Source organism: Rhodococcus sp. LMD, from assembly GCF_056108245.1.
The window spans coordinates 4,663,677-4,682,840 of the sequence record NZ_CM148557.1; the positions used below are offsets into that span (position 1 = coordinate 4,663,677).

Below are 19,164 nucleotides of genomic sequence, written 5' to 3' on the forward strand. Positions count from 1 at the left end.
CGGCCCGGACCGCGGTCACCCGGAGAGCAGACCCTTGGCGATGTGCGTCACCTGGATCTCGTTGCTGCCCGCGTAGATCATCAGCGACTTCGCGTCCCGCGCGAGCTGCTCGACGCGGTACTCGGCCATGTAGCCGTTGCCGCCGAAGAGCTGCACCGCCTCCATCGCGACCTCGGTGGCCGCACGCGAGGAGTACAGCTTCATCGCCGACGCCTCGGCGAGAGCGACGGGCTTACCGGCCTCGGCACGCTCGATGGCGCTGAACACCATGTTGCGGACGTTGATGCGGGCGATCTCCATCTCGGCGAGCTTGAGCTGGATCAGCTGGAACTGCGCGATCTCGCGGCCCCACAGGGTGCGGCTGCGCGCGTAGTCCTTGCACAGGCGCAGGCACTCCTCGATGATGCCGAGGGCCAGGTAGGCGATGCCGATCCGCTCGGCAGCGAACGACTCCCGCGCGCTCTCCTTGCCGTCGCTGCGGCCACCCTCCTCGGTCTCACCGAGCAGCCGGTCGCGCGTGAGGCGCACGTTGTCGAAGAACAGCTCGCCGGTGGGTGAGGAGTTCATGCCCATCTTCTTGAACGGCGGACTCTGGGTGAGCCCCTCCATGCCCTTCTCGAGCACGAAGGCCAGCACCTTGCGGTCGCGCCGGTCGACGCTCGGGTCACCCTCGTCGAGCTTGGCGTACACGACGACGACGTCGGCGTAGGGACCGTTGGTGATGAACGTCTTCTGCCCGTTGAGGATGTAGTCCTCGCCGTCGCGCCGGACCGTGGACTTCATCCCCCCGAAGGCGTCCGACCCGGAGTCGGGTTCGGTGATGGCCCAGGCGCCGACCTTCTCGAACGTCACGAGTTCGGGCAGCCACCGCTTCTTCTGGGCGAGGGTGCCGCGGCTGCGGATGGTGCCGGCGGTGAGACCGAGGCTGACCCCCATCGAGGCGACGAGCCCGAGGCTGACGCCGGCGATCTCGCTGTTGAGCAGGGCCGCCATGCCGCCCGAGCCCATGCCGCCACCCGACTTTGCCGACGGCACCTCACCGGCCTCCTCCCGGGCGAGGGCCTTGTTCAGGCCGTCGCGGGCGAGCTCGTCGATGCCGAAGGCGGCGAACAGCTTGCGGATGATGTCGTAGGGCGGCAGCTCACCGCTCTCGAGCCGATCCACGTGCGGGCGGATCTCCTTTTCGATGAATCCGCGCAGGGCGTCACGGAACATGAGATCGGTGTCGGACCACGCGTACATGAACGAAATATAGAACACGTTCTCGAAAAGGTACACAGGCCGGCGCGGCGTGAGCGTGACGTCTGACATATTTAGCCTGCTATTAGTTAACGCACTATCTAAATGTCTAGACTCCGAGGTGCCACTCCCGCACGAAAGGCCCGAGAGAATGCACACCCGCCCCGGACCGTTCCAATGGCTCGCCTACGCCTTCGGCCGTCCCCTCCCGGCCTCGATGCGCGAATGGGTGCGCAACGACCTGGTCGGCGACCACGCCGTCGCCCGCCACATGATCCGCAGCCAGATCCCGTTCCTCCCGCTGTACGCCGCCTTCCTGCTGCTACCCGGCCCGGTGTGGCTGCGCCTGTCGACGATGGGGCTCGGCGTCGCGCTCGCCCTGTTCTTCTCCGCCGCCTACATGGCACAGAACCGTCGTCGCCGGCTCGAGCGCAACGGCCTGCCGGGCGACCTCGAGAACCCCCGGCGCGTCCGGCAGCGCGACGCCGAGAAGGCCGCCTACGAGGCGATGCATTCCGCGATGCGCGCCGGCTGACGGCCCCGACGCACGGCCGTCCGGGTACCGGGCTGCAGGAGCCGTTCCGGATCTGCTCGCCGATCCGGAATCCGCTCGCGCCGCGGCGGGGGCGAATTCCGGTTCGGCGCAGGAATTTCCGTGGACCCCGAGGGCGGTGAGTCCCTCAGTCCTTCGGTGTCAACAGGTAGACCGGGATCTCCCGCTCGGTGCGCCGGGCGTACAGCTCGTAATTGGGCCACACCTGCACCAGCACCCCCCAGTGCACGTCGCGCTCGACGCCGCGCGCGCGGCGCGGCACGACCACGGTGTCCTCCCCCCGGTAGGTCACCAGTGCCTCGTCGGCGGCCTCGAGGTTGTGCGCCCAGCCCGGCAGTTCGGGCATCCCCCAGTTGCTTCCGGCGACGAGCCAGCCGTCGTCGCGCGGAGCGCACAGCAGGGGGGTGCGGCGCTCCACCCCGCTCTTGCGGCCGCGGACCGTGAGCACCAGTTCCGGCAGCCCGGCGAGCGTCAACAGCGTGACCCGGCCGGACGTCACCCGCTGGAGGGTGTGGTCGACGGTGACGATCTGCGGGGTGAACCGCGGCAGCCACGGTTGCCGGCCGAGCTGCACCGCGACGGGACGCAGCGGGTTCACGGCGCCGCCCATCCGGCCAGGACCGTCCGCACGGCGGTCACCACCGCGAGCGGCTGGTCGATCATCGGATGGTGCCCCGCGGCGGGCAGTTCGGCCACGAGCGCACCCGGACCGAACTGCGGCCGCATGCGACCGAGCAGATCGAGGGCGACGATCCCGTTCTCGGAACGGAAATAGGCGACGCGGCACTTCGCCTCGAAGCTCTCGAGGCTGGTGCGCCGGTCCTTCGTCATCCGCAGGGCGTCGAACTTCCAGCTCCAGCCGCCGGGCACCTGCCGCATGGACTGACGGGCGATGTGCTCGAGCACGTACGGCTCGGCGGTGTCCTGCGGCGGGACGAGCCGGAAACGGGCCATCGCCTCCTCCGCCGTCGGATACACCTTCGTGCCGCTGCGCTCGCGGGCCACCTGAGCGCGCATCTCGATCTCCTCGGGCGTCAGGTCCCGGATCGGCGAGTCGAGGATCATCACCCCGTCCAGCCGGTCGCCGTACAGGTGAGAGGCCACGAAGGACACGATCCCGCCCATGCTGTGCCCGACCAGGACCGGCGCTCCGGCGATCCCACCCGCCTGCGCCGCCGCGAGCACCTCGCGCGCCCACGTCTCGAGGGAGTAGTGCTCGCGGTGGTCGCTGTCCCCGTGCCCGCTCATGTCCAGCGCGACGACGCGCCGGTCCTCGGCGAGCTGGGGTGCGACGTGATCCCACCAGCGCGAGTGCGCCATCCCGCCGTGCACCAGCACGATGCCGGGGCGGCCCTCCTCACCCCACGCGCGATACGCGATCGAGGCGCCGTCGACCTCGACGCTGCCCGTTTCCACCGGCGCGGACAGGGCCTCGACGAACCACTTCGGCGCCGAATCGTTGTCGATGCTCATTACCTGAATCTACTGCGTGGCGTGGCCCCGGTCACCAGGCGGGCCATCAGTTCGAGGCGCGGTTCCTCCTGCTCGGGTTGCGGGTGCACCACCGCCGCGACGGCCTCCCCGTCGAGCAGGTGCACCAGCGTGAACAGCAGCGTGTCGAACTCCGCCGGTTCGAATCGCGAGGCGATCGGCAGGGTGCGCCCGAATTCGGCGATCCGGCCGTGGTACCGCTGTGCCATGGGGGCCAGGCGTTCGCGCAGCGCGGGGTCGGTGCGCGCCGCGCCGAGCAGTTCGTACCAGGCGGCGTTGATCGGGGCACGGCACGCGGCCCGCAGCAGGCGCAGGCACTCGCGGACCGATTCGGGGCTTTCGTCGGGCCCGCCGAGTTGCGTCAACCCCAGCCGGAAGTTCGCGAACTGCCGTTCGCGGACGGCGTCGGCGGCCGCGATCATCAGGTCGAGCCGGGTCGGGAAGTGCCGGAACACCCCTCCGGAGGACACCCCCGAGCGGCGGCACACCTCCCCGATGGTGGTGGCCGTGTAACCCAGCTCGCCCAGCGACGCGACGGTCGCGTCGAGGATCCGTTCGATCGTCGCCGTGCGCCGCTGCTGCTGGGTGCGGCGCGACGGTGCCGCGGTCCCGGTCACGGCGCCGCGCTGCCGGCCGGGGCGGTGGCGGGCGGAACGGTGGCGGGCGGAACGGCGGCGGGCGGAGCGGCGGCGGGCGGAGCGGCGGCGGGCGGAGCGGGGCGTCGCGCCGGCACGGGTCCGCGCGCGTCGGTGCCCGCGCGCAGGAACCGGCCGGTGCCGACGGTGGCGCCGTACCCGGGGACGAACTCGCCCGCGCGGAACACCACGCGACCGGCCACCGCGGTCGCGGTGACGGCGGCGTCGTTGCGGTTGACCATGCGGCTCAGCCCGCCGAACTCGGGCATGGGCGCCTCGTGGTAGGCGTCGGTGTCCTGGTTCAGCCCGGCCGGGTCGACGACCACGAGGTCCGCCCGGTCGCCGACGCGCAGGTGCCCGGCGTCGATGCCGTAGAAGTCGCCGAGTTCGCCGGTGAGCTTGTGGATCGCCGATTCCAAGGGCATGACGGGCTTGCCGCGCCGTGCGTACTCGTGGATGCGGCGCAGCATGCAGATGCCGTAGTTGTAGAACGCCATGTTGCGCAGGTGCGCACCGGCGTCGGAGAAGCCGACGGTCACGCCGGGCTGCCGGAGCAGCCGGTTGGCCACCTCGGGCCGGTCGTTCGCGATCACCGTGTGCCAGCGGAACTTCCGTCCGTGCTCGACGACGAGGTCCAGGAAGGTGTCCACCGGATGCACGGCGCGGTCGCGGGCCACGTCGCCGATCGAGCGACCGACGAGCGACGCGTCGGGGCACCCGACGATGGTGGTGTCGTCGAAGTCGCGGTGCCACACGCGCGGCGAGAACTTCTTGTCGAAGTCCTGCCGGAACCAGCGCCGGTACGCCTCGTCGCGCAGCAGTTCGTTGCGGGCGACCTCCTCCTTCAGGTGCAGCGCGGCGCGCCCCGAACCGAACTCCTCGAACACGACGAGGTCGATCCCGTCGGAGTACACCTCGAACGTGGTGGGCAGGTGCTGCCACCGGAACGCGCCGCGCCCGATCCGGTTGGCGGCGAAGGCGATCGGACCGAAGATGCGGTGCACCCAGCGCTCGGCCTTGGTGTCGGCGGCGGCGAGCACGGCCGCCTTCATCGGCTTGCGGCCCACACCCGTGGTGGCGAGGGCGAAGAAGGCCACGTCGTACTTGGTGTTGAGGTTCGGCACAGCCTGCAGGACGCGGCCGCGGCGGCGCAGGATGCGGTGGATCCGGCGGAATTCGGACCACGACGCGTGGGTCGAGGGCAGGGTGCGGGAGCGGTAGCGATCGCCGTCGAGCTTGTCCCAGGGATTCGTCATGGTGGACACGCCCAGGAAGCCGGCGTCGAGGGCGTCCTCGACGCCGGCCTCGATCGCGGCGAGTTCGGCCCGGCTCGGCCGGCTCGAGGGATCGGTGGAGCGGCCCAGGCCCAGGACGGCCGCCCGCACGTCGGAGTGCCCGATGAACGCGGCGACGTTCGGGCCGAGCGGCAGGGCGTCCAGCGCGGCGACGTACTCCCGGGGCGACGACCAGGTCCGGCCCTGTTCGAGTGCCGTCAGGACGTGCTCGCGGGGCAGCGCCTCGACCCGGCTGAACAGGTCCGCGGCGTCGAGCGGCGGCACGAACACCGTCGAGAGCGAGCAGTTGCCCATGAGGACGGTGGTGACGCCGTGCCGCACCGATTCCGGCAGGCCGGGCGAGACGAGCACCTCGGCGTCGTAGTGCGTGTGCGGGTCCACGAAGCCGGGCATCACCCAGCGGCCGGCCGCCTCGATCACCTCGGTGCCCGGTCCGACGGGCAGTGGGTCGGCGCTCGCCGTCGCCACCACCCCGTCCTTGATGCCCAGGTCGCGGACCACGCCGGGGGCGCCGGTGCCGTCGAACCACAGTCCGCCGCGGACGACCAGGTCGAACTCGGTGGGCGCCGGTGTCGTGTTCATGTGATCTCCCTCACGTCGATGCACGAAGCATAGACAGAAAGAGGACGACCGCTCTCTATTTTCGGGCAACCCGGGGTGCGGACCGGCGCGGGACAGCGCCGCGAATAGAGTGCGGCCATGCCCGCGTTCCCGGCGGTTCCCGCCACCCCCGCCCTCCTCGTCGACCGTGACGTCCTCGACCGCAACATCGCGCGGATGGCCGACGCGGCACGTACCCGCGGGGTGGCCCTGCGCCCCCACGCGAAGACCCACAAGTGCGTCGAGATCGCCCGGCGTCAGCTCGCCGCCGGCGCCGTCGGGCTCACCGTCGCGACGGTCTCCGAGGCCGAGGTCTTCGCCGATGCCGGCTTCCGCGACCTGTTCGTCGCGTATCCGCTGTGGACGGATGCCGCGCGCGGTGCCCGGCTGCGCGCGCTCGCCGCGGAGGTCCGGCTGACCGTGGGCGTGGACTCGGCGGAGGGCGCGCGGGCCCTCGCCGAGCACGCCCGGCCGGGCCTGACCGTGCTCGTCGAGGTCGACAGCGGTCATCACCGCACCGGCGTCGCGCCGGAGCGGGCCGGGTCGGTCGCCGTCGCGGCGGCGTCCGTCGGGCTCGAGGTGCGCGGCGTGTTCACCTTTCCGGGGCACTCGTACGGCCCGGGACGGCCGGCGGTCGCGGCGACGGACGAGGCGGCAGCGCTGAGCCGGGCGGTGGCGGCCCTGGAGGCCACCGGGCACGACGCCGAGGTGATCAGCGGCGGCTCGACCCCCACCGCTCACCTCGACGTGCCGGCCGCCACCGAACTGCGCCCGGGCGTGTACGTCTTCGGCGACGCCCAGCAGCTCGAACTGGGCACGATCGACGAGGACGCGATCGCGCTGACCGCGTTGGCGACGGTGGTGTCGGCGCGTGACGACACCGTCGTGCTGGACGCCGGCAGCAAGGTGCTCGGCGCCGACCGCGCCCCGTGGGCGACGGGCTACGGCCGCATCCTCGGCGCCCCGGACGCGCGCATCGTCGCGCTGTCCGAACACCACGCCACCGTGCTGTGGCCGGACGACTCCGACCGCCCCACCCTCGGCACACGCCTCCGGGTGATCCCCAACCACGTGTGCTCCACGGTCAACCTCGCCGACGACCTGACTGTCGTCGCCGGGGACACGGCGGTCGACCGGTGGGCAGTCGCCGCGCGGGGCCGCAACACGTAGCACGCAGGCGGCTCCGCCGCCGGTGTGCCTTTTGGGCTGCTAGGGCAACCCAAAGGGCACACCGCCGGGTAGGGCGGCTCCGATCGCGTCGGCGGCGGCCGCCGCCCGCGATTCCGGCAACCGCGCATACCCGCACACCAGGCCGCTCGGACCACCGGGGCCGGCGCTGTACCTGCTGAGGGGCGTGGTCTCCACACCGAGCCGTCGCGCTGCGGCGGCGATCGCGACGTCGTCGACACCCTCCGGAAACCGGAGCACCACATGCAGACCCGCTTCGATGCCGGTCACCGACACCCCGGACCGTTCGAGACCATGAAGCGCACCGACGAACGCCGCCCGACGGGCGCGGTAGGTGCGGGACGCACGCGCCAGATGCCGAGACAGCGCCCCCGACTCGATCAGTCGGGCCAGCGCGGACGCGGCGACCGAGCCGGCCACCTCCCCGCTCTCGGCCACGGCCGCCGCGATGCGCGAGCGCAACGGGGCCGGTGGGATCAGCCACGCGAGCCGCAGATCCGGCGACAGGATCTTCGAGGCCGTCCCCACGTAGGCGACGCACTCGCGGCCGCCGTCGATGCTGCGCAGCGCCGGCAGGGCCGACACGTCGTACCGGAACTCCCCGTCGTAGTCGTCCTCGACGACGATCGTTCCGCTCTCGGCGGCACGGGCAACGAGCCGGGCGCGGTGGGACACGGGCATGCGCGCCCCCAACGGATACTGATGTGCGGGCGTGCAGTACACCGCGGCGTCCGTGTCCCGCAGCAGGTCGGGATCCAGACCGTCCTCCCCCACCGGGACCGGACGCGGCCGGGCGCCCTCACCGACGAGCGCCCGTCGCGCACGGAGGTATCCCGGATCCTCGAACGCGACGTCGCGGTCTCGCAGCCGCGCCGCGATTGCGAGGACCCGCACCGCGGCGGCGACGCCCGGCAGCACGACGATCTCGTCCGCCCCGCAGGCGAGGCCCCGCGTCCGCCGGAGATGGTCGGCCAGCGCCCGGCGCAGATCCGGATGAGCCTCCGGATCCGCGACGCCGAGGGCCCGCGGCGCCGCGGCGGCCGCCCGCCACGCGCGACGCCACTCCGGTTCCGAGATCAGCGCCGGATCCGGGATCCCCGGCCGCAGGTCCAGTGCGGGCGCGCGCCGCACCGGATCCGGCTCCGTCGCCGCCGCGGGCACGACGGGATGGGATGCGGCGTGCGCCCGCGCCGCGACGTCGGCACCGGGCGCGACGCGCGTGCCCGAACCCGCCCGCGCCACAGCGAATCCCGAGGCACACAGCTCGTCGTAGGCGTCGACGACGCACCCGCGGGACACCCCGAGCTCGGCGGCCAGCACGCGGGTCGACGGCAGCGGATCGCCGACCCGGATGCGGCCGTACCGGATCTGGTCGACGACGGCCTCGGCGAGGCGCTGCCGGAGGGGCGCGTCGGTGTCGGGCAGTTCGAAGGCCGGATGGACCGGGGGCGCGACACGGGGCACGGCGCCACGATACTGGTCCTGGACTGTGCGCGCTTTGTGGACCTGTTCAGTGGACCGGATAACCGACAGACTCACCGGCATGGAGAACATCAGGCGCTATCCCGAACGGGCCCGCACCCGACGGGCCGACCTCGACGCGGTGCTGGACGCGGCCGTCACCTGCACCTTCGCGACCGTCGTCGACGGCCTGCCGTGGGTGGTACCGATGCTGTACGCGCGCGACGGCGACCGGATCCTGCTGCACGGCTCCACCGGCGCGGGCGCACTGCGCCTGGCCGCATCCGGTGCGCCGGTGGCCGTGTGCGTCTCGCTCCTCGACGGTGTCGTCGTCGCGCAGGATCTGTTCCACTCGTCCGCGAACTTCCGATCCGCCGTCGTCCGGGGCGAAGTCACGGCCCTGCCCGCGGAGGAGTCCGCCGCCGCCCTGGATGCCCTGTCGGACGGCCTCATTCCGGGGCGCAGCACCGAGACCCGGGCACACACCAGGAAGGAACTGGCGGCCACCGCCACCCTGGTCCTGCCCATCCGCGCCGGACAGTGGACGGTCAAGATCCGCGACGCACCCCCGTCCGCGCCCGACGTGAGCGACGGCTCGTGGGCGGGTGTGGTCCCGTTGCGGACGGTCGCGGACCGTCCGGTCGCCGCGCCGTGGGTCGCGGACGACGTACCGGTTCCCGAGTCCGTCCGCAGGCTGGTGGACCGTTACGCCACGAGCACGGCAATGGTCTCGGCGACGAGCGCCGGCTTCTCGGCGCCCTCGGCCTCGACGGCGTAGGTGACGGTGAGGTTCGCGCCCTTCGCGGTGCGCTCGAGCGAGGTGAATTTCGCGGTCGCCCGCACCTTCGATCCCACCGGAACCGGCGACGGGAATCGAACCTTGTTGGCACCGTAGTTGATCCGCATCTTCAGTCCCTCGGCGGCGAAGATCTGCGATCCGAGGACGGGCAGGAGCGAGAGGGTGAGGTAGCCGTGGGCGATGGTCGTGCCGAACGGTCCGTCCTTCGCGCGCTCGGGGTCGACGTGGATCCACTGGTGGTCCCCCGTCGCCTCGGCGAACAGGTTCACCCGCTCCTGGGTGATCTCGAGCCACTCGCTGTGGCCGAGATCCTCGCCGACGGCCGCCTCGATCTCGTCGATTCCGTGGAAGGTGCGCATGATTCGTTTCTCCTGGGTCAGGGCCGCTGCGGACGGTGTCCGGCGCGACGGAGGGTGACGCGATACGTGTAGTGCTCGGGCAGAAAGTAACTGACGGACAGCTCGGCGGGTTCGCCCAGATCGTTCGAGTACAGCCGGTCCACCCGCAGCAGGGGATGCCCCGCGGTGCAGTTCAGCTCGCGCGCAACCTCGTCCGTGGCCCGCGCGACGGTGATCGTCTGTGCCGCCTCGACGATGGGATGCTCGAGGTGCGGTTCGAGCAGACCCATCACAGTGTTCCGGCTCGACGCCCCGGCCGCGAGCTCCGGGGCATCGAGCACGTGCGCGGCCACGTGATCGGGCAGGTACACGGTGGTCAGCGCGAACGGGATCCCGTCGTGCACGCGGCGCAGCGCCACCGAATGCACCAGATCGGTGTCCAGTCGCAGCCGGCTCGCGGCCTCGATGTGCACGCCGCGTCTCAGTGGCGCGACGATCTCCATCGTGGTGTCGGCGGCGAGGTCGAGCAGGTCCTCGATGGAGCCGAGCTGGCGCCGGTAGCGCCGCCCGCCCTCGTCGGCGAATGTGCCGCGGCCGGGCACCCGGTAGACGACGCCGTCGGCGACGAGGTCCTGGAACGCCCGCCGCACCGTCTGCCGGCTCAGTCCGTAGCGCTGCGCGAGTTCGGCCTCGGTGGGCAGCCGCACGCCGCCGCGGTACTCGCCGGCGTCGACGGCCTCGCGCAGCCGTCGCGACAGCTGCGCGTACGCCGGTTCCGTGTCGCGTTCGCCCATGACGATCACGGATCCTAGTGACGGGCGGTCACAGGCCGCCGCGGGCCACCAGTTGGGACGCGATGACGCCCTTCTGGATCTCGTTGGTGCCCTCGCCGACGATCATCAGCGGGGCGTCGCGGAAGTAGCGTTCGACGTCGTACTCGGTGGAGTAGCCGTAGCCGCCGTGGATGCGCACCGCGTTCAGCGCGATCTCCATCGCGATCTCCGAGCAGTACAGCTTGGCCATGCCGGCCTCCATGTCGCACCGCTCGCCACTGTCGAAGCGCTCGGCCGCGTAGCGGGTCAGCTGCCGTGCCGCGGTGAGCTTGGTGGCCATCTCCGCCAGGTAGTTGCCGATCGACTGGTGCTTCCAGATGGGCTGGCCGAAGCTCTCGCGCTGCTGCGCGTAGGCCAGGGAGTCCTCGAGCGCGGCCGCGGCGACGCCGAGGGCGCGGCACGCGACCTGGATGCGGCCGGTCTCGAGGCCCTTCATCATCTGCCCGAAACCCCGGCCGGGCTCGCTGCCGAGGATCGCCGTCGCCGGGGCGCGGTAGCCGTCGAAGCTCAGCTCACAGGACTCGACGCCCTTGTAGCCGAGCTTGGGCAGATCCCGCGAGACGGTCAGGCCGGGCCCGTGCTCGACCAGGACGATGGAGATGCCCTTGTGCCGGGGGGTGGCGGCCGGGTCGGTCTTGCACAGCAGCGCGATCAGCCCGGCGCGACGGGCGTTGGTGATCCACGTCTTGGCGCCAGTGATCACCAGGTCGTCGCCGTCCCGGCGGGCGGTGGTGGTCATCGCCTGCAGGTCCGAGCCGCCGCCCGGCTCGGTCAGCGCCATCGTCGCGCGCACCTCACCGGTCGCGAGCTTCGGCAGCCAACGCTGCTTCTGCTCCTCGGTGCCGAACAGCACCAGCAGCTTGGCGACGACGGTGTGCCCGCCCATCGCCCCGGCCAGACTCATCCAGCCGCGGGCGAGTTCCTCGGTGACCTGCGCGTAGCACGGCATCGACACCGGCATCCCGCCGTACTCCTCCGGCACGGCCAGCCCGTAGATCCCGATCTGCTTCATCTGCTCGATCCACTTCTCGGGGTACTCGCCTGAGTGCTCGACCTCCTGCACCGACGGCTTGACCTCCCGGTCGATGAACTCGCGCACCGTCTTGACCAGGTAGGTCTCTTCGTCGCTCAGGTAGCTCACGGAAAAATCCTCGAATCGACACGGGACCTGCGATCCCACCCGTCATTTGTACGGCCATTTTTCGTGGCGCACCCGGCCGTGTCAACACCATCCGGTCGCACGACACCCCTCGAACCGCCTATACGTCGACCCTGCCGTCGCCTATAGGTCCGCTCCGGGTAGCGCCGGACCGGACAATGGCCGTACATTTAGCGCGTTCCCGACCGCCCCACAGCAGAGGTTGATCCGTGACTCTCGCCCAGCCCCGCCGCCGGCGAGCCGTGCTCGTCGCCCCCGGCTCCGACGACCGCAAGGCCGGCAAGGCTCTGGCCTCCCCGGCCGACGAGGTGGTTCTCGACCTCGAGGACGCCGTCGCCACCGGCCACAAGGACACCGCCCGCGACCTCGTCGCCGACCTGGTGTCCACGCACGGCACCGGTCGCACGATCGCGGTGCGTGTCAACGGTCCCGGCACGCCGTGGTTCGCCGACGACCTGCGCGCCTGCGCCGCCCTCGGATCGGCCCTGTCGTCGGTGGTGGTGCCCAAGGTCGAGGGCCCGGCCGACCTCGCCGAGACCGACCGGATCCTCACGGCGGCAGGCGATACCGACCTGGCCGTGCAGGCGCTGATCGAGACGCCGGCCGGGGTGACCCGCCTCGACGAGATCGTCACCGGCCCGCGACTGGCCGCGGTGATCCTCGGTTACGCCGACCTCGGCGCCGCGCTCGGCCGCACCCGCACCGCCGCCCCCGAGCACTGGCTGTACGTGCAGGACCGGATCCTGCACGCCGCCCGCGCCGCGGGCGTGCAGGCGATCGACGGCCCGTTCCTCGGCATCACCGACGACGATCGGTTCCGTCACGCCGCCCGCTGGACCGCCGACCTCGGCTTCGACGGCAAATGGGTCATCCACCCTGCCCAGATCGACTCGGCCGCAGCGGCCTTCACCCCGAACGACGAGCAGGCCGAGCAGGCGCGGCGGGTGCTGGCCGCCCTGGCCGAGGCCGAGGCCCGCGGCGCGGGCGCCGCCCAGCTCGACGGACAGATGCTCGACGAGGCGGTCGCCGTCGCCGCCCGCCGCACCCTCGCCCTGATCGGAGAGAACTGAGATGACCACCGCGAACGCCGCCACCGAGGTCGGCGGCCCCTACTTCGACGAGCTGACCGTCGGCCAGGTCTTCGACACCGCCCCCGCGGTCACGATCACCGACGGCCTCGCCGCCGCCCACCAGGCGATCCTCGGCGACCGGCTGCGCCTGCCCCTCGATGCGCACCTGTCGGCGGCCGTCGCCGGTGGGCCCGTCGCGCACGCCGGGCTCGTCACCGATCTCGCGATCGGCCAGTCCACCCTGGTCACCCACCACGTCAAGGCCAACCTGTTCTACCGCGGCCTGCGCTTCCACCGCTTCCCGCACCTCGGTGACACGCTCTACACGACCACCGAAGTGGTTGGTCTGAAGGAGAATTCGGTCAAGCCCGGCCGCAAACCCACCGGCCTGGCGGCGCTGCGGATGAACACCGTCGACCAGAACGGACGGACCGTCCTCGACTTCTACCGGTGCGCGATGCTGCCGCTGAACGAAAACCCCGATCCCGAACGCGTCGTGGCCGCCGACGACCTGTCCGCGATCGGCCCGCAGGAGCCGCCGCGGTGGTCCGCGCCCGCCGACTGGGATCTCGCCGCCTACCGGACACGGGTTCCAGGAACGCATTTCGATCCGTCGCTGGCCGGTGCGGTGCTGCGGTCGAGCGGCGACGTCGTGACCAGCGCACCCGAGCTGGCGCGGCTGACCCTCAACATCGCCGCCACCCACCACGACGAACGTGTCGGTGCCGCAGGACGACTGGTGTACGGGGGTCACACCATCGGTCTCGCCCTGGCCCAGGCCACCCGGGCGCTGCCGAACCTCGTCACCGTCCTCGGCTGGCACTCGTGCGACCACACCGGCCCGGTCCACGAGGGCGACACCCTCACCAGCGACCTGCACGTCGAGTCCGCCCACCCCCTCGACAGCGGAGGGGGCGTCCTCGAACTGCGCTCGATCGTCCACGCCCACCGCGGCACCGACGCGCCGGCAGCCGTGCTGGACTGGCGCTTCACCGCACTCATGGCCTGACCCCGGAACCGACATGACTTCTCCTGCCCCGGCACCGGACCCCATCGTCGCCCCCGACGCACCCGACTGGCGTCTGCACGCCCGCTGCCGGTTCATCGGACCGGACACCTTCTACGCCCCCGAGGGCGAGACCCTGGGCGAGCGGCAACGCCGGGAACGAGCGGCCCGGGACATCTGCGCACCCTGCCCCGTTCGTATCGCGTGCCGCGACCATGCCGTGAAGAACAAGGAACAGCACGGAATCTGGGGCGGACTCACCGAGAGGGAACGCCGCGGACTGCGGTACGTCCGCTGGCTGCCGGACCGTGCTACGTCGGCGGCCGGCTGACCCTACCCGCGGTCGCTCACTCCCCCCCGGCGTGGCGATCTCGTCGCAGGTCCCATTCGAGCGCCCACGGCGTGTGCGTCCGCGCTGCATGACGAGGTCGTTCAGGTAGGGCGCGATCTTCGCCTCCTGCGCCTTCTCTCGACTACACAGTCGAGCGATCTGTTCGACCGACGACGACCTTCCAGTCCCGTGGACGGTCAGTCCGATCGCGGGTATGAACCATCCGGGCAGCGCACCGCCCAGGTGGGCAGGCTCAACGCGCGACCGACGCGCGCAACCGGCGCGCGATGCCGGGCAGGAGCGTCACCGTCGCCCACAGCGCGACCGCGGCGACAACGGCAGTGGCCGTGTCGCCGAACGTGGCGGTGCCGAGCTCGTATCCGCGCAGGGCATCGGTGGCGTGGGCGACCGGGTTGAGCGTCGCGGCGGCCTGCATCCAACCCGGCATGGTCTCGAGCGGGGCGAACGCGCTCGAGACGAACATCAGCGGCATCATCACCATCATCCCGGCGAACTGCACCACATCGGGACGGCGGAGCCGGTCACCGATGAGCCCGAACAGGGCACTCATCGCCGCGGCCAGCACGGCGAGCACGACGATGCCGGCCAGGGCGTCGACGACGGTGCCATGGAACTCGAACCCGAGTACGACGGCGGCGACACCGAGGAGCGCGGCCCGGGCGAGTGTGAACGCGGCTTCGTTGAGCGTGCGCGCCACACCGGGCAGCGCCGCCCGCATGGGAAGCGCGGCGAAGCGGTCGTGCAGGCCGTTGGTGTGATCGATCGCCGCGGACACCCCCGCGTTGGTGCCGGCCATCACGGTGGAGACTGCCAGCATGGCGGGGGTGAGGAAGTCGATGTAGCTGACCCCGGGAGGGAAACCGGGTCCGGCCGCCACACTGCGGAACACCTGACTGAACAGGACCAACATCGCCATCGGCATCGTCAGCGAGAACATCAGCAACTGCGGGACGCGGGCACTGGTGCGCAGATTGCGGACCACAAGGGCCGCGAGCTGGTCTGCGGCGGGTGACCGCCCGGATCGGGTGGTGAGCATGGCGTTCATGGGGTGGCTCCGTCGTGGGTGAGGTGGGTGAAGACGTCGTCGAGGCTGGGCGAGGCGACATCGAGGTCGCTGACGTCGACGCGGTCCCGGGCGAGCTGGGCGACGAGTTCGGCAGCGGTCATCGCGTCGCCGACGGTGAGCGAGACACGGACCCGACCGCCGTCGACGGGATTCTCGGTCTCGGGCCCGAACGGCAGGCCGCCGAGCTGGTGCGTGGGAATCGTGGCGGTCACCACCTTGCCGCCGACAATCCGCTTCAGCTCGGCGGGCGTACCGCGGGCGGCGACCCGCCCCCGGTTGAGCACGACAATGTGGTCGGCAAGCCGGTCGGCCTCTTCGAGGTACTGGGTCGTGAGCACGACGGTGGTGCCGTTGGTGGTGAGTTCGTCGACGACGTCCCACAGCGCGCTGCGGGCGATGGGATCCAGGCCGGTGCTCGGCTCGTCGAGGAACAGTACCGACGGAGATCCGACCAGGCTGGCGGCCAGGTCGACCCGACGTCGTGACCCACCGGAGAGTTCACCGACCCGCCGCGACGCGAGGTCGAGCAACCCGAGCCGGTCGATCAGAGTGTCGGCCCGAGCCCGTGCCCGGCCGCGCAGACCGGCGAGGCGGCCTATCAGTTCCAAATTCTCTCGGGCAGTGAGGAACTCGTCGAGTCCGGCATACTGGCCGGTGACTCCGATCCGGCGGCGCACGTCCATCGCGTCGGTGACGACGTCGAGGCCCTCGACCAGCGCCCGGCCGACGGTCGGCCGCACCAGCGTGGTGAGCACGCGAATCAAGGTCGTCTTACCGGCGCCGTTGTGGCCGAGCACGCCGAGCGTCGTGCCCGCCCGCACCTCGAGGTCGAGGCCGTCGAGCGCCCACGTCTTGTCGTAGGCGACATGGAGATCGTCCACTACTACTGCAGGGGCGTTCATCTCACGCCTCCGAACCGGTGCCGGGCACGTGCACTGCCAGCGCGCTCCGGCGTCGCCGGCCCGGACGTCGGGGCACCCCCGCAAGGAGGGGTGGTGCGTCGGTGTCGTCGGCGTCGAGCGCGATGTGGACACGGATGGTCGTCATCTGAGGGTCCTTCCGAGACGGCGCTCCCCTGGGTTGGGAAGTCGACATCTCTGACGAGCGACCCGCGATTTGGACGCATCACACCGACAGCGACCGCTCGAGCGCGGCCCGGAAGAACCGAACGAATGGACGTGAGGGGGAGCCCCGTCGGCCAGCCATAAACGACGCATCTCCCAGCGCAGTCACTGGCGCGGAACTACCTTTGAAGACCTCGGAGCCGCCGCCGGATTCGCCTGAGAGCCGACGAGAGGACCGGCCGCGCCCGGCTCAGGCGCCGAGACCGTGCGCGAGCCGCTGCACCCGTTCGCGCGCCGCGTCCAGGCTTGCCGTGGAGCGCTCGGTCATCGGCTCCAGTGCCGGAATACGTCCCGCCAGGGTGTATTCGGCGGTCACGACCGTGACGTCCATGCCCAGCGACGTGCCGAGCACCTGCTGCAGCGGCGGCACGGTGTGGTCGAGGCCCTCGTCCGGGTCGCCGGGGCCGTAGGCCAGCCCGCGGCTCGAGATCACGACGACGGGCGTGCCCGCGAACGGCTGGTCCGGGGTGTCGAACGGCACGGTGGTGCCGAGTACGTGGATGTGGTCGATCCACGCCTTCAGCGTCGACGGCAGCGACCAGTTGTACATCGGGGCACCGATCACGACGGCATCGGCGCTCCGGACCTCGGCGATCAGCTCCGTCTGCAAGGCCTCCGCCGCGGGATCGACGGAGGCGCCGGGTGCCCGCAGGCGTGGCGCGTAGTGCAGTTCCGCGTCCCCGAGATGCGGGACCGGGTCTCGGTGCAGGTCCCGTTGGATCACGGTGTGGCCGGGTCCGCGCCGGCGCCACGTGTCGGCGAAGAGACGGGTCAGCTCGCGGGAGACGGACATCTCGAGGTTCGCGGACGAATCGAGCTGCAACAGCTGGGGCACGTCGGGCTCCTTCGGGTTCGAGTACTGCACCTGTGGATCACTGCGCCGGTGGATCACTGCGCCGGGTCGATGACCGTGCCGGGTCGGCTACCGGCTATTGCACGATGCCGGCGGCACGCAGCCCGGCGATCTGCTCGTCGGTGAGGCCGAGATCGGTGAGCACCGCGTCGGTGTGCTGGCCCAGCGCCGGGACCGCCCCCATGCGCATCTCCACGTCGGAGAACGTCATGGGCGGCAGCACGGCCCGCACCGGGCCCGCCTCGGTGCCCACCTCCCGCCAGCGGTTCCGTTCCTCGAGCTGCGGGTGCTCGATCAGATCCTTCATCTCGTTCAGCCGGGCGGCGGGTACCCCCGCGGCGGCGAGCCGTTTGTCGAGTTCGGCGGTCTCGAAGCGGCGCGTGTGCTCGGCGACGACCGCGTCGGTCTCGGCGCGGTGCTGCACCCGCAGGATGTTCGTCGCGAACTTCGGGTGCCCGGCGAGATCCGGGCGGCCGAACACCTCGGTGACCAGCGCCCGCCAGCCGCGGTCGTTCTGCACGCCGATGAGGATCTTCCCGTCGACGGTCGGGTACGCGTCGTAGGGCGCGATCGACGCGTGGCTCAGACCCATCCGCTGGACCTGCGTGTCCTGATACATCTGCAGGTACATCGGGTGGCCGAGCCACTCGACGGTCGCATCGAACATCGACACGTCGATCGTCGCACCCGCTCCGGTGCGCTCGCGCCGGAACAGCGCCGCCTGGATCGACGTGAGCGCGTACATGCCGGCGGCGATGTCGGAGGTCGGGATGCCGGTCTTCGTGGCGGTCTCCGGGGTGCCGGTGATCGAGCACAGCCCGGTCTCGGCCTGGACCAGCATGTCGTAGGCCTTGCGCTCGCGCAGCGGGCCCTCGGTGCCGTAACCGGTCATGTTCACCACGATCAGCTCGGGCCGCGCGCGCCGCAGCTCGTCGGCGCCGAGCCCGAGCCGCGCCGCCGCGCCGGGCGCGAAGTTCTGGAGCACCACGTCGGCGTCGTCGACGAGGCGACGCACCGTGGCGAGGCCCTCGGCGGCCTTGAGGTCGATGCAGATCGACTCCTTGCCGCGGTTGAGCCACACGAAGTGCGACGCCAGCCCGTGGACGGCGGCGTCGTAGTTGCGGGCGAAGTCGCCCTCCCCGATGCGTTCGATCTTGATGACGCGGGCGCCGAGATCGGCGAGGTGGCGGGTCGCGATGGGGGCGGCGACCGCCTGCTCGAGGCTGACGACGGTGATGCCCGCCAGCGGCAGGCCCGTCGATGCCTCGCTTCCCGGCTCGCTGTGCTCGCTCATCGCGTGTGCGCCTTCCTGTCTTCGTATGCCGTCGCGGCCTCTCCCCGGGCACGGCAGCGCCACCGTCGCACATCGTCCTCCGGCGCGCCGTGGTCGATCAGCCACGCCTCCGGCCCGCCGGGATGCGCGACGAGGCGTTCCACGATCGGAGTGATCGCCTCGGCGGGCGCGCGGAACAGTTCCGACGGTACCGCCCGGCCACCGCCCGGGGACGAGCCGCCCACGCGCAGGCCGACGGCCTCCCAGCGACGGTACAGACGGGGCATGTTCGTGTCGGTGGCCACGTAGTCGTCGACGACGGCCTGCGGTTCCACCCCCGCCGCGAGCAGCAGGACGGCGACGGCGAGGCCGGTGCGGTCCTTGCCGGCGGTGCAGTGCACGAGGACCGGGCCCGCGGCCCGCGCGACGACCGGCACGAGCCCGGCGAACAGCGGTGCGGCCACGTCGACCACGCGGCCGTAGAGTTCGGCGAGGCCGGTGCGCCCGCCCGGCGCGGCGTCCGCGTGCAGCGACAGCCGGTGCACGTGCGTGCCGTCCGGCCAGGTGTAGGTGCGGTGGCCGCGCTCGGCGTCGGAGCGCAGGTCGACGACCGTCGTGGGGGGCCGCTCGGCGAGGAGTCCGCGAACCACGTCGCCGGTGTAGCAGGCATCGCCGCGGTACAGCACACCGGCGGCGGTGCGGCCGCCGTCGGTCAGCGCCAGCCCACCGAGGTCCCGCAGGTTCACCGGCCCGGGTCCGGACTGCTCTTCGTCCTGCACGTGCACCCCTTCTCGTTCGTCCGGGACCCCGTGCCCCGTCGCCCCACAGT

General features: G+C 71.6%; 21 protein-coding genes. 6 read left to right on the top strand and 15 right to left on the bottom strand.

Features of this window, described 5'->3' with window-relative positions; translation table 11 throughout:
- Positions 1-15: 15 nt before the first annotated feature.
- Positions 16-1,242, bottom strand: coding sequence for an acyl-CoA dehydrogenase family protein (locus tag ACWPQI_RS21230; RefSeq protein ID WP_026138044.1), 1,227 nt, complete (start codon positions 1,240-1,242; stop codon positions 16-18).
- 148 nt (positions 1,243-1,390) lie between these two features.
- Between ACWPQI_RS21230 and ACWPQI_RS21235 the strand changes: the two genes are divergently transcribed.
- Positions 1,391-1,774: a DUF5313 family protein gene (locus ACWPQI_RS21235; RefSeq protein ID WP_010593563.1), complete on the top strand. Its 384-nt coding sequence runs from the start codon at positions 1,391-1,393 to the stop codon at positions 1,772-1,774.
- A gap of 145 nt (positions 1,775-1,919) precedes the next feature.
- Here the strand turns inward: ACWPQI_RS21235 and ACWPQI_RS21240 are convergent, their stop codons facing one another.
- Genes ACWPQI_RS21240 through ACWPQI_RS21255 form a run of 4 tightly spaced genes read right to left on the bottom strand, consistent with a single transcriptional unit; the run spans position 1,920 to position 5,795 of the window.
- Complete coding sequence (locus tag ACWPQI_RS21240; protein ID WP_010593564.1) at positions 1,920-2,402, bottom strand: nitroreductase/quinone reductase family protein; 483 nt, start codon at positions 2,400-2,402, stop codon at positions 1,920-1,922.
- The gene (locus ACWPQI_RS21245) at positions 2,387-3,265 is read right to left on the bottom strand and encodes an alpha/beta fold hydrolase (RefSeq protein WP_017681947.1); all 879 of its coding nucleotides are present in this window, start codon (positions 3,263-3,265) and stop codon (positions 2,387-2,389) included. The genes ACWPQI_RS21240 and ACWPQI_RS21245 overlap by 16 nt, the downstream gene beginning before the upstream one ends.
- Positions 3,265-3,900: a TetR/AcrR family transcriptional regulator gene (locus ACWPQI_RS21250; RefSeq protein ID WP_010593566.1), complete on the bottom strand. Its 636-nt coding sequence runs from the start codon at positions 3,898-3,900 to the stop codon at positions 3,265-3,267. Before ACWPQI_RS21250 ends, ACWPQI_RS21245 begins: the two co-directional genes overlap by 1 nt.
- Entirely contained in the window at positions 3,897-5,795 is a 1,899-nt protein-coding gene (locus tag ACWPQI_RS21255) for an N-acyl-D-amino-acid deacylase family protein (protein ID WP_102031638.1), read from the bottom strand. Before ACWPQI_RS21255 ends, ACWPQI_RS21250 begins: the two co-directional genes overlap by 4 nt.
- 117 nt (positions 5,796-5,912) lie before the next feature.
- Here ACWPQI_RS21255 and ACWPQI_RS21260 point away from each other — a divergent pair, with 117 nt between their 5' ends.
- Positions 5,913-6,983 carry an alanine racemase gene (locus ACWPQI_RS21260; RefSeq protein ID WP_010593568.1) on the top strand — a complete coding sequence of 357 codons (1,071 nt, stop codon included), beginning with the start codon at positions 5,913-5,915 and terminating at the stop codon, positions 6,981-6,983.
- A gap of 39 nt (positions 6,984-7,022) precedes the next feature.
- Here the strand turns inward: ACWPQI_RS21260 and pdxR are convergent, their stop codons facing one another.
- Positions 7,023-8,465 (bottom strand): MocR-like pyridoxine biosynthesis transcription factor PdxR, encoded by a 1,443-nt coding sequence (pdxR, locus tag ACWPQI_RS21265; RefSeq protein WP_017682373.1) that lies wholly within the window; start codon positions 8,463-8,465, stop codon positions 7,023-7,025.
- Positions 8,466-8,544: 79 nt separating this feature from the next.
- On the opposite strand from pdxR, the gene ACWPQI_RS21270 reads away from it, so the two are divergent.
- Complete coding sequence (locus ACWPQI_RS21270; protein ID WP_010593570.1) at positions 8,545-9,240, top strand: pyridoxamine 5'-phosphate oxidase family protein; 696 nt, start codon at positions 8,545-8,547, stop codon at positions 9,238-9,240.
- Here ACWPQI_RS21270 and ACWPQI_RS21275 read toward each other — a convergent pair.
- The 3 genes from ACWPQI_RS21275 to ACWPQI_RS21285 are packed head-to-tail and all read right to left on the bottom strand — an operon-like array spanning position 9,168 to position 11,573.
- Positions 9,168-9,620, bottom strand: coding sequence for a MaoC family dehydratase (locus tag ACWPQI_RS21275; protein WP_010593571.1), 453 nt, complete (start codon positions 9,618-9,620; stop codon positions 9,168-9,170). The genes ACWPQI_RS21270 and ACWPQI_RS21275 overlap by 73 nt on opposite strands.
- 17 nt (positions 9,621-9,637) lie before the next feature.
- Positions 9,638-10,393, bottom strand: coding sequence for a GntR family transcriptional regulator (locus tag ACWPQI_RS21280; protein WP_040274957.1), 756 nt, complete (start codon positions 10,391-10,393; stop codon positions 9,638-9,640).
- A 28-nt stretch (positions 10,394-10,421) separates the two neighbouring features.
- Positions 10,422-11,573 (bottom strand): acyl-CoA dehydrogenase family protein, encoded by a 1,152-nt coding sequence (locus tag ACWPQI_RS21285; RefSeq protein ID WP_010593573.1) that lies wholly within the window; start codon positions 11,571-11,573, stop codon positions 10,422-10,424.
- A 260-nt stretch (positions 11,574-11,833) separates the two neighbouring features.
- Here ACWPQI_RS21285 and ACWPQI_RS21290 point away from each other — a divergent pair, with 260 nt between their 5' ends.
- The 3 genes from ACWPQI_RS21290 to ACWPQI_RS21300 are packed head-to-tail and all read left to right on the top strand — an operon-like array spanning position 11,834 to position 13,998.
- Positions 11,834-12,661, top strand: coding sequence for an HpcH/HpaI aldolase/citrate lyase family protein (locus ACWPQI_RS21290; protein WP_010593574.1), 828 nt, complete (start codon positions 11,834-11,836; stop codon positions 12,659-12,661).
- A 1-nt stretch (position 12,662) separates the two neighbouring features.
- Complete coding sequence (locus ACWPQI_RS21295) at positions 12,663-13,670, top strand: MaoC family dehydratase (protein WP_010593575.1); 1,008 nt, start codon at positions 12,663-12,665, stop codon at positions 13,668-13,670.
- 13 nt (positions 13,671-13,683) lie between these two features.
- Entirely contained in the window at positions 13,684-13,998 is a 315-nt protein-coding gene (locus tag ACWPQI_RS21300; protein ID WP_010593576.1) for a WhiB family transcriptional regulator, read from the top strand.
- Positions 13,999-14,251: 253 nt separating this feature from the next.
- On the opposite strand, the gene ACWPQI_RS21305 is transcribed toward ACWPQI_RS21300, so the two are convergent.
- The 6 genes from ACWPQI_RS21305 to ACWPQI_RS21330 form a co-directional block, all read right to left on the bottom strand.
- Positions 14,252-15,064, bottom strand: a complete 813-nt coding sequence (locus tag ACWPQI_RS21305) for an ABC transporter permease (protein WP_010593577.1) — start codon at positions 15,062-15,064, stop codon at positions 14,252-14,254.
- A complete protein-coding gene (locus ACWPQI_RS21310; protein WP_474738486.1) occupies positions 15,061-15,987 on the bottom strand; it encodes an ATP-binding cassette domain-containing protein in 927 nt (308 codons plus the stop codon). The genes ACWPQI_RS21305 and ACWPQI_RS21310 overlap by 4 nt, the downstream gene beginning before the upstream one ends.
- Position 15,988: 1 nt before the next feature.
- Complete coding sequence (locus tag ACWPQI_RS21315) at positions 15,989-16,132, bottom strand: hypothetical protein (protein ID WP_302069281.1); 144 nt, start codon at positions 16,130-16,132, stop codon at positions 15,989-15,991.
- 267 nt (positions 16,133-16,399) lie between these two features.
- Positions 16,400-17,044: an FMN-dependent NADH-azoreductase gene (locus ACWPQI_RS21320; protein ID WP_268965758.1), complete on the bottom strand. Its 645-nt coding sequence runs from the start codon at positions 17,042-17,044 to the stop codon at positions 16,400-16,402.
- A gap of 94 nt (positions 17,045-17,138) precedes the next feature.
- Entirely contained in the window at positions 17,139-18,356 is a 1,218-nt protein-coding gene (locus ACWPQI_RS21325; protein ID WP_064065888.1) for a CaiB/BaiF CoA transferase family protein, read from the bottom strand.
- Complete coding sequence (locus ACWPQI_RS21330) at positions 18,353-19,120, bottom strand: tyrosine-protein phosphatase (RefSeq protein WP_048773755.1); 768 nt, start codon at positions 19,118-19,120, stop codon at positions 18,353-18,355. Before ACWPQI_RS21330 ends, ACWPQI_RS21325 begins: the two co-directional genes overlap by 4 nt.
- Positions 19,121-19,164: the final 44 nt, after the last annotated feature.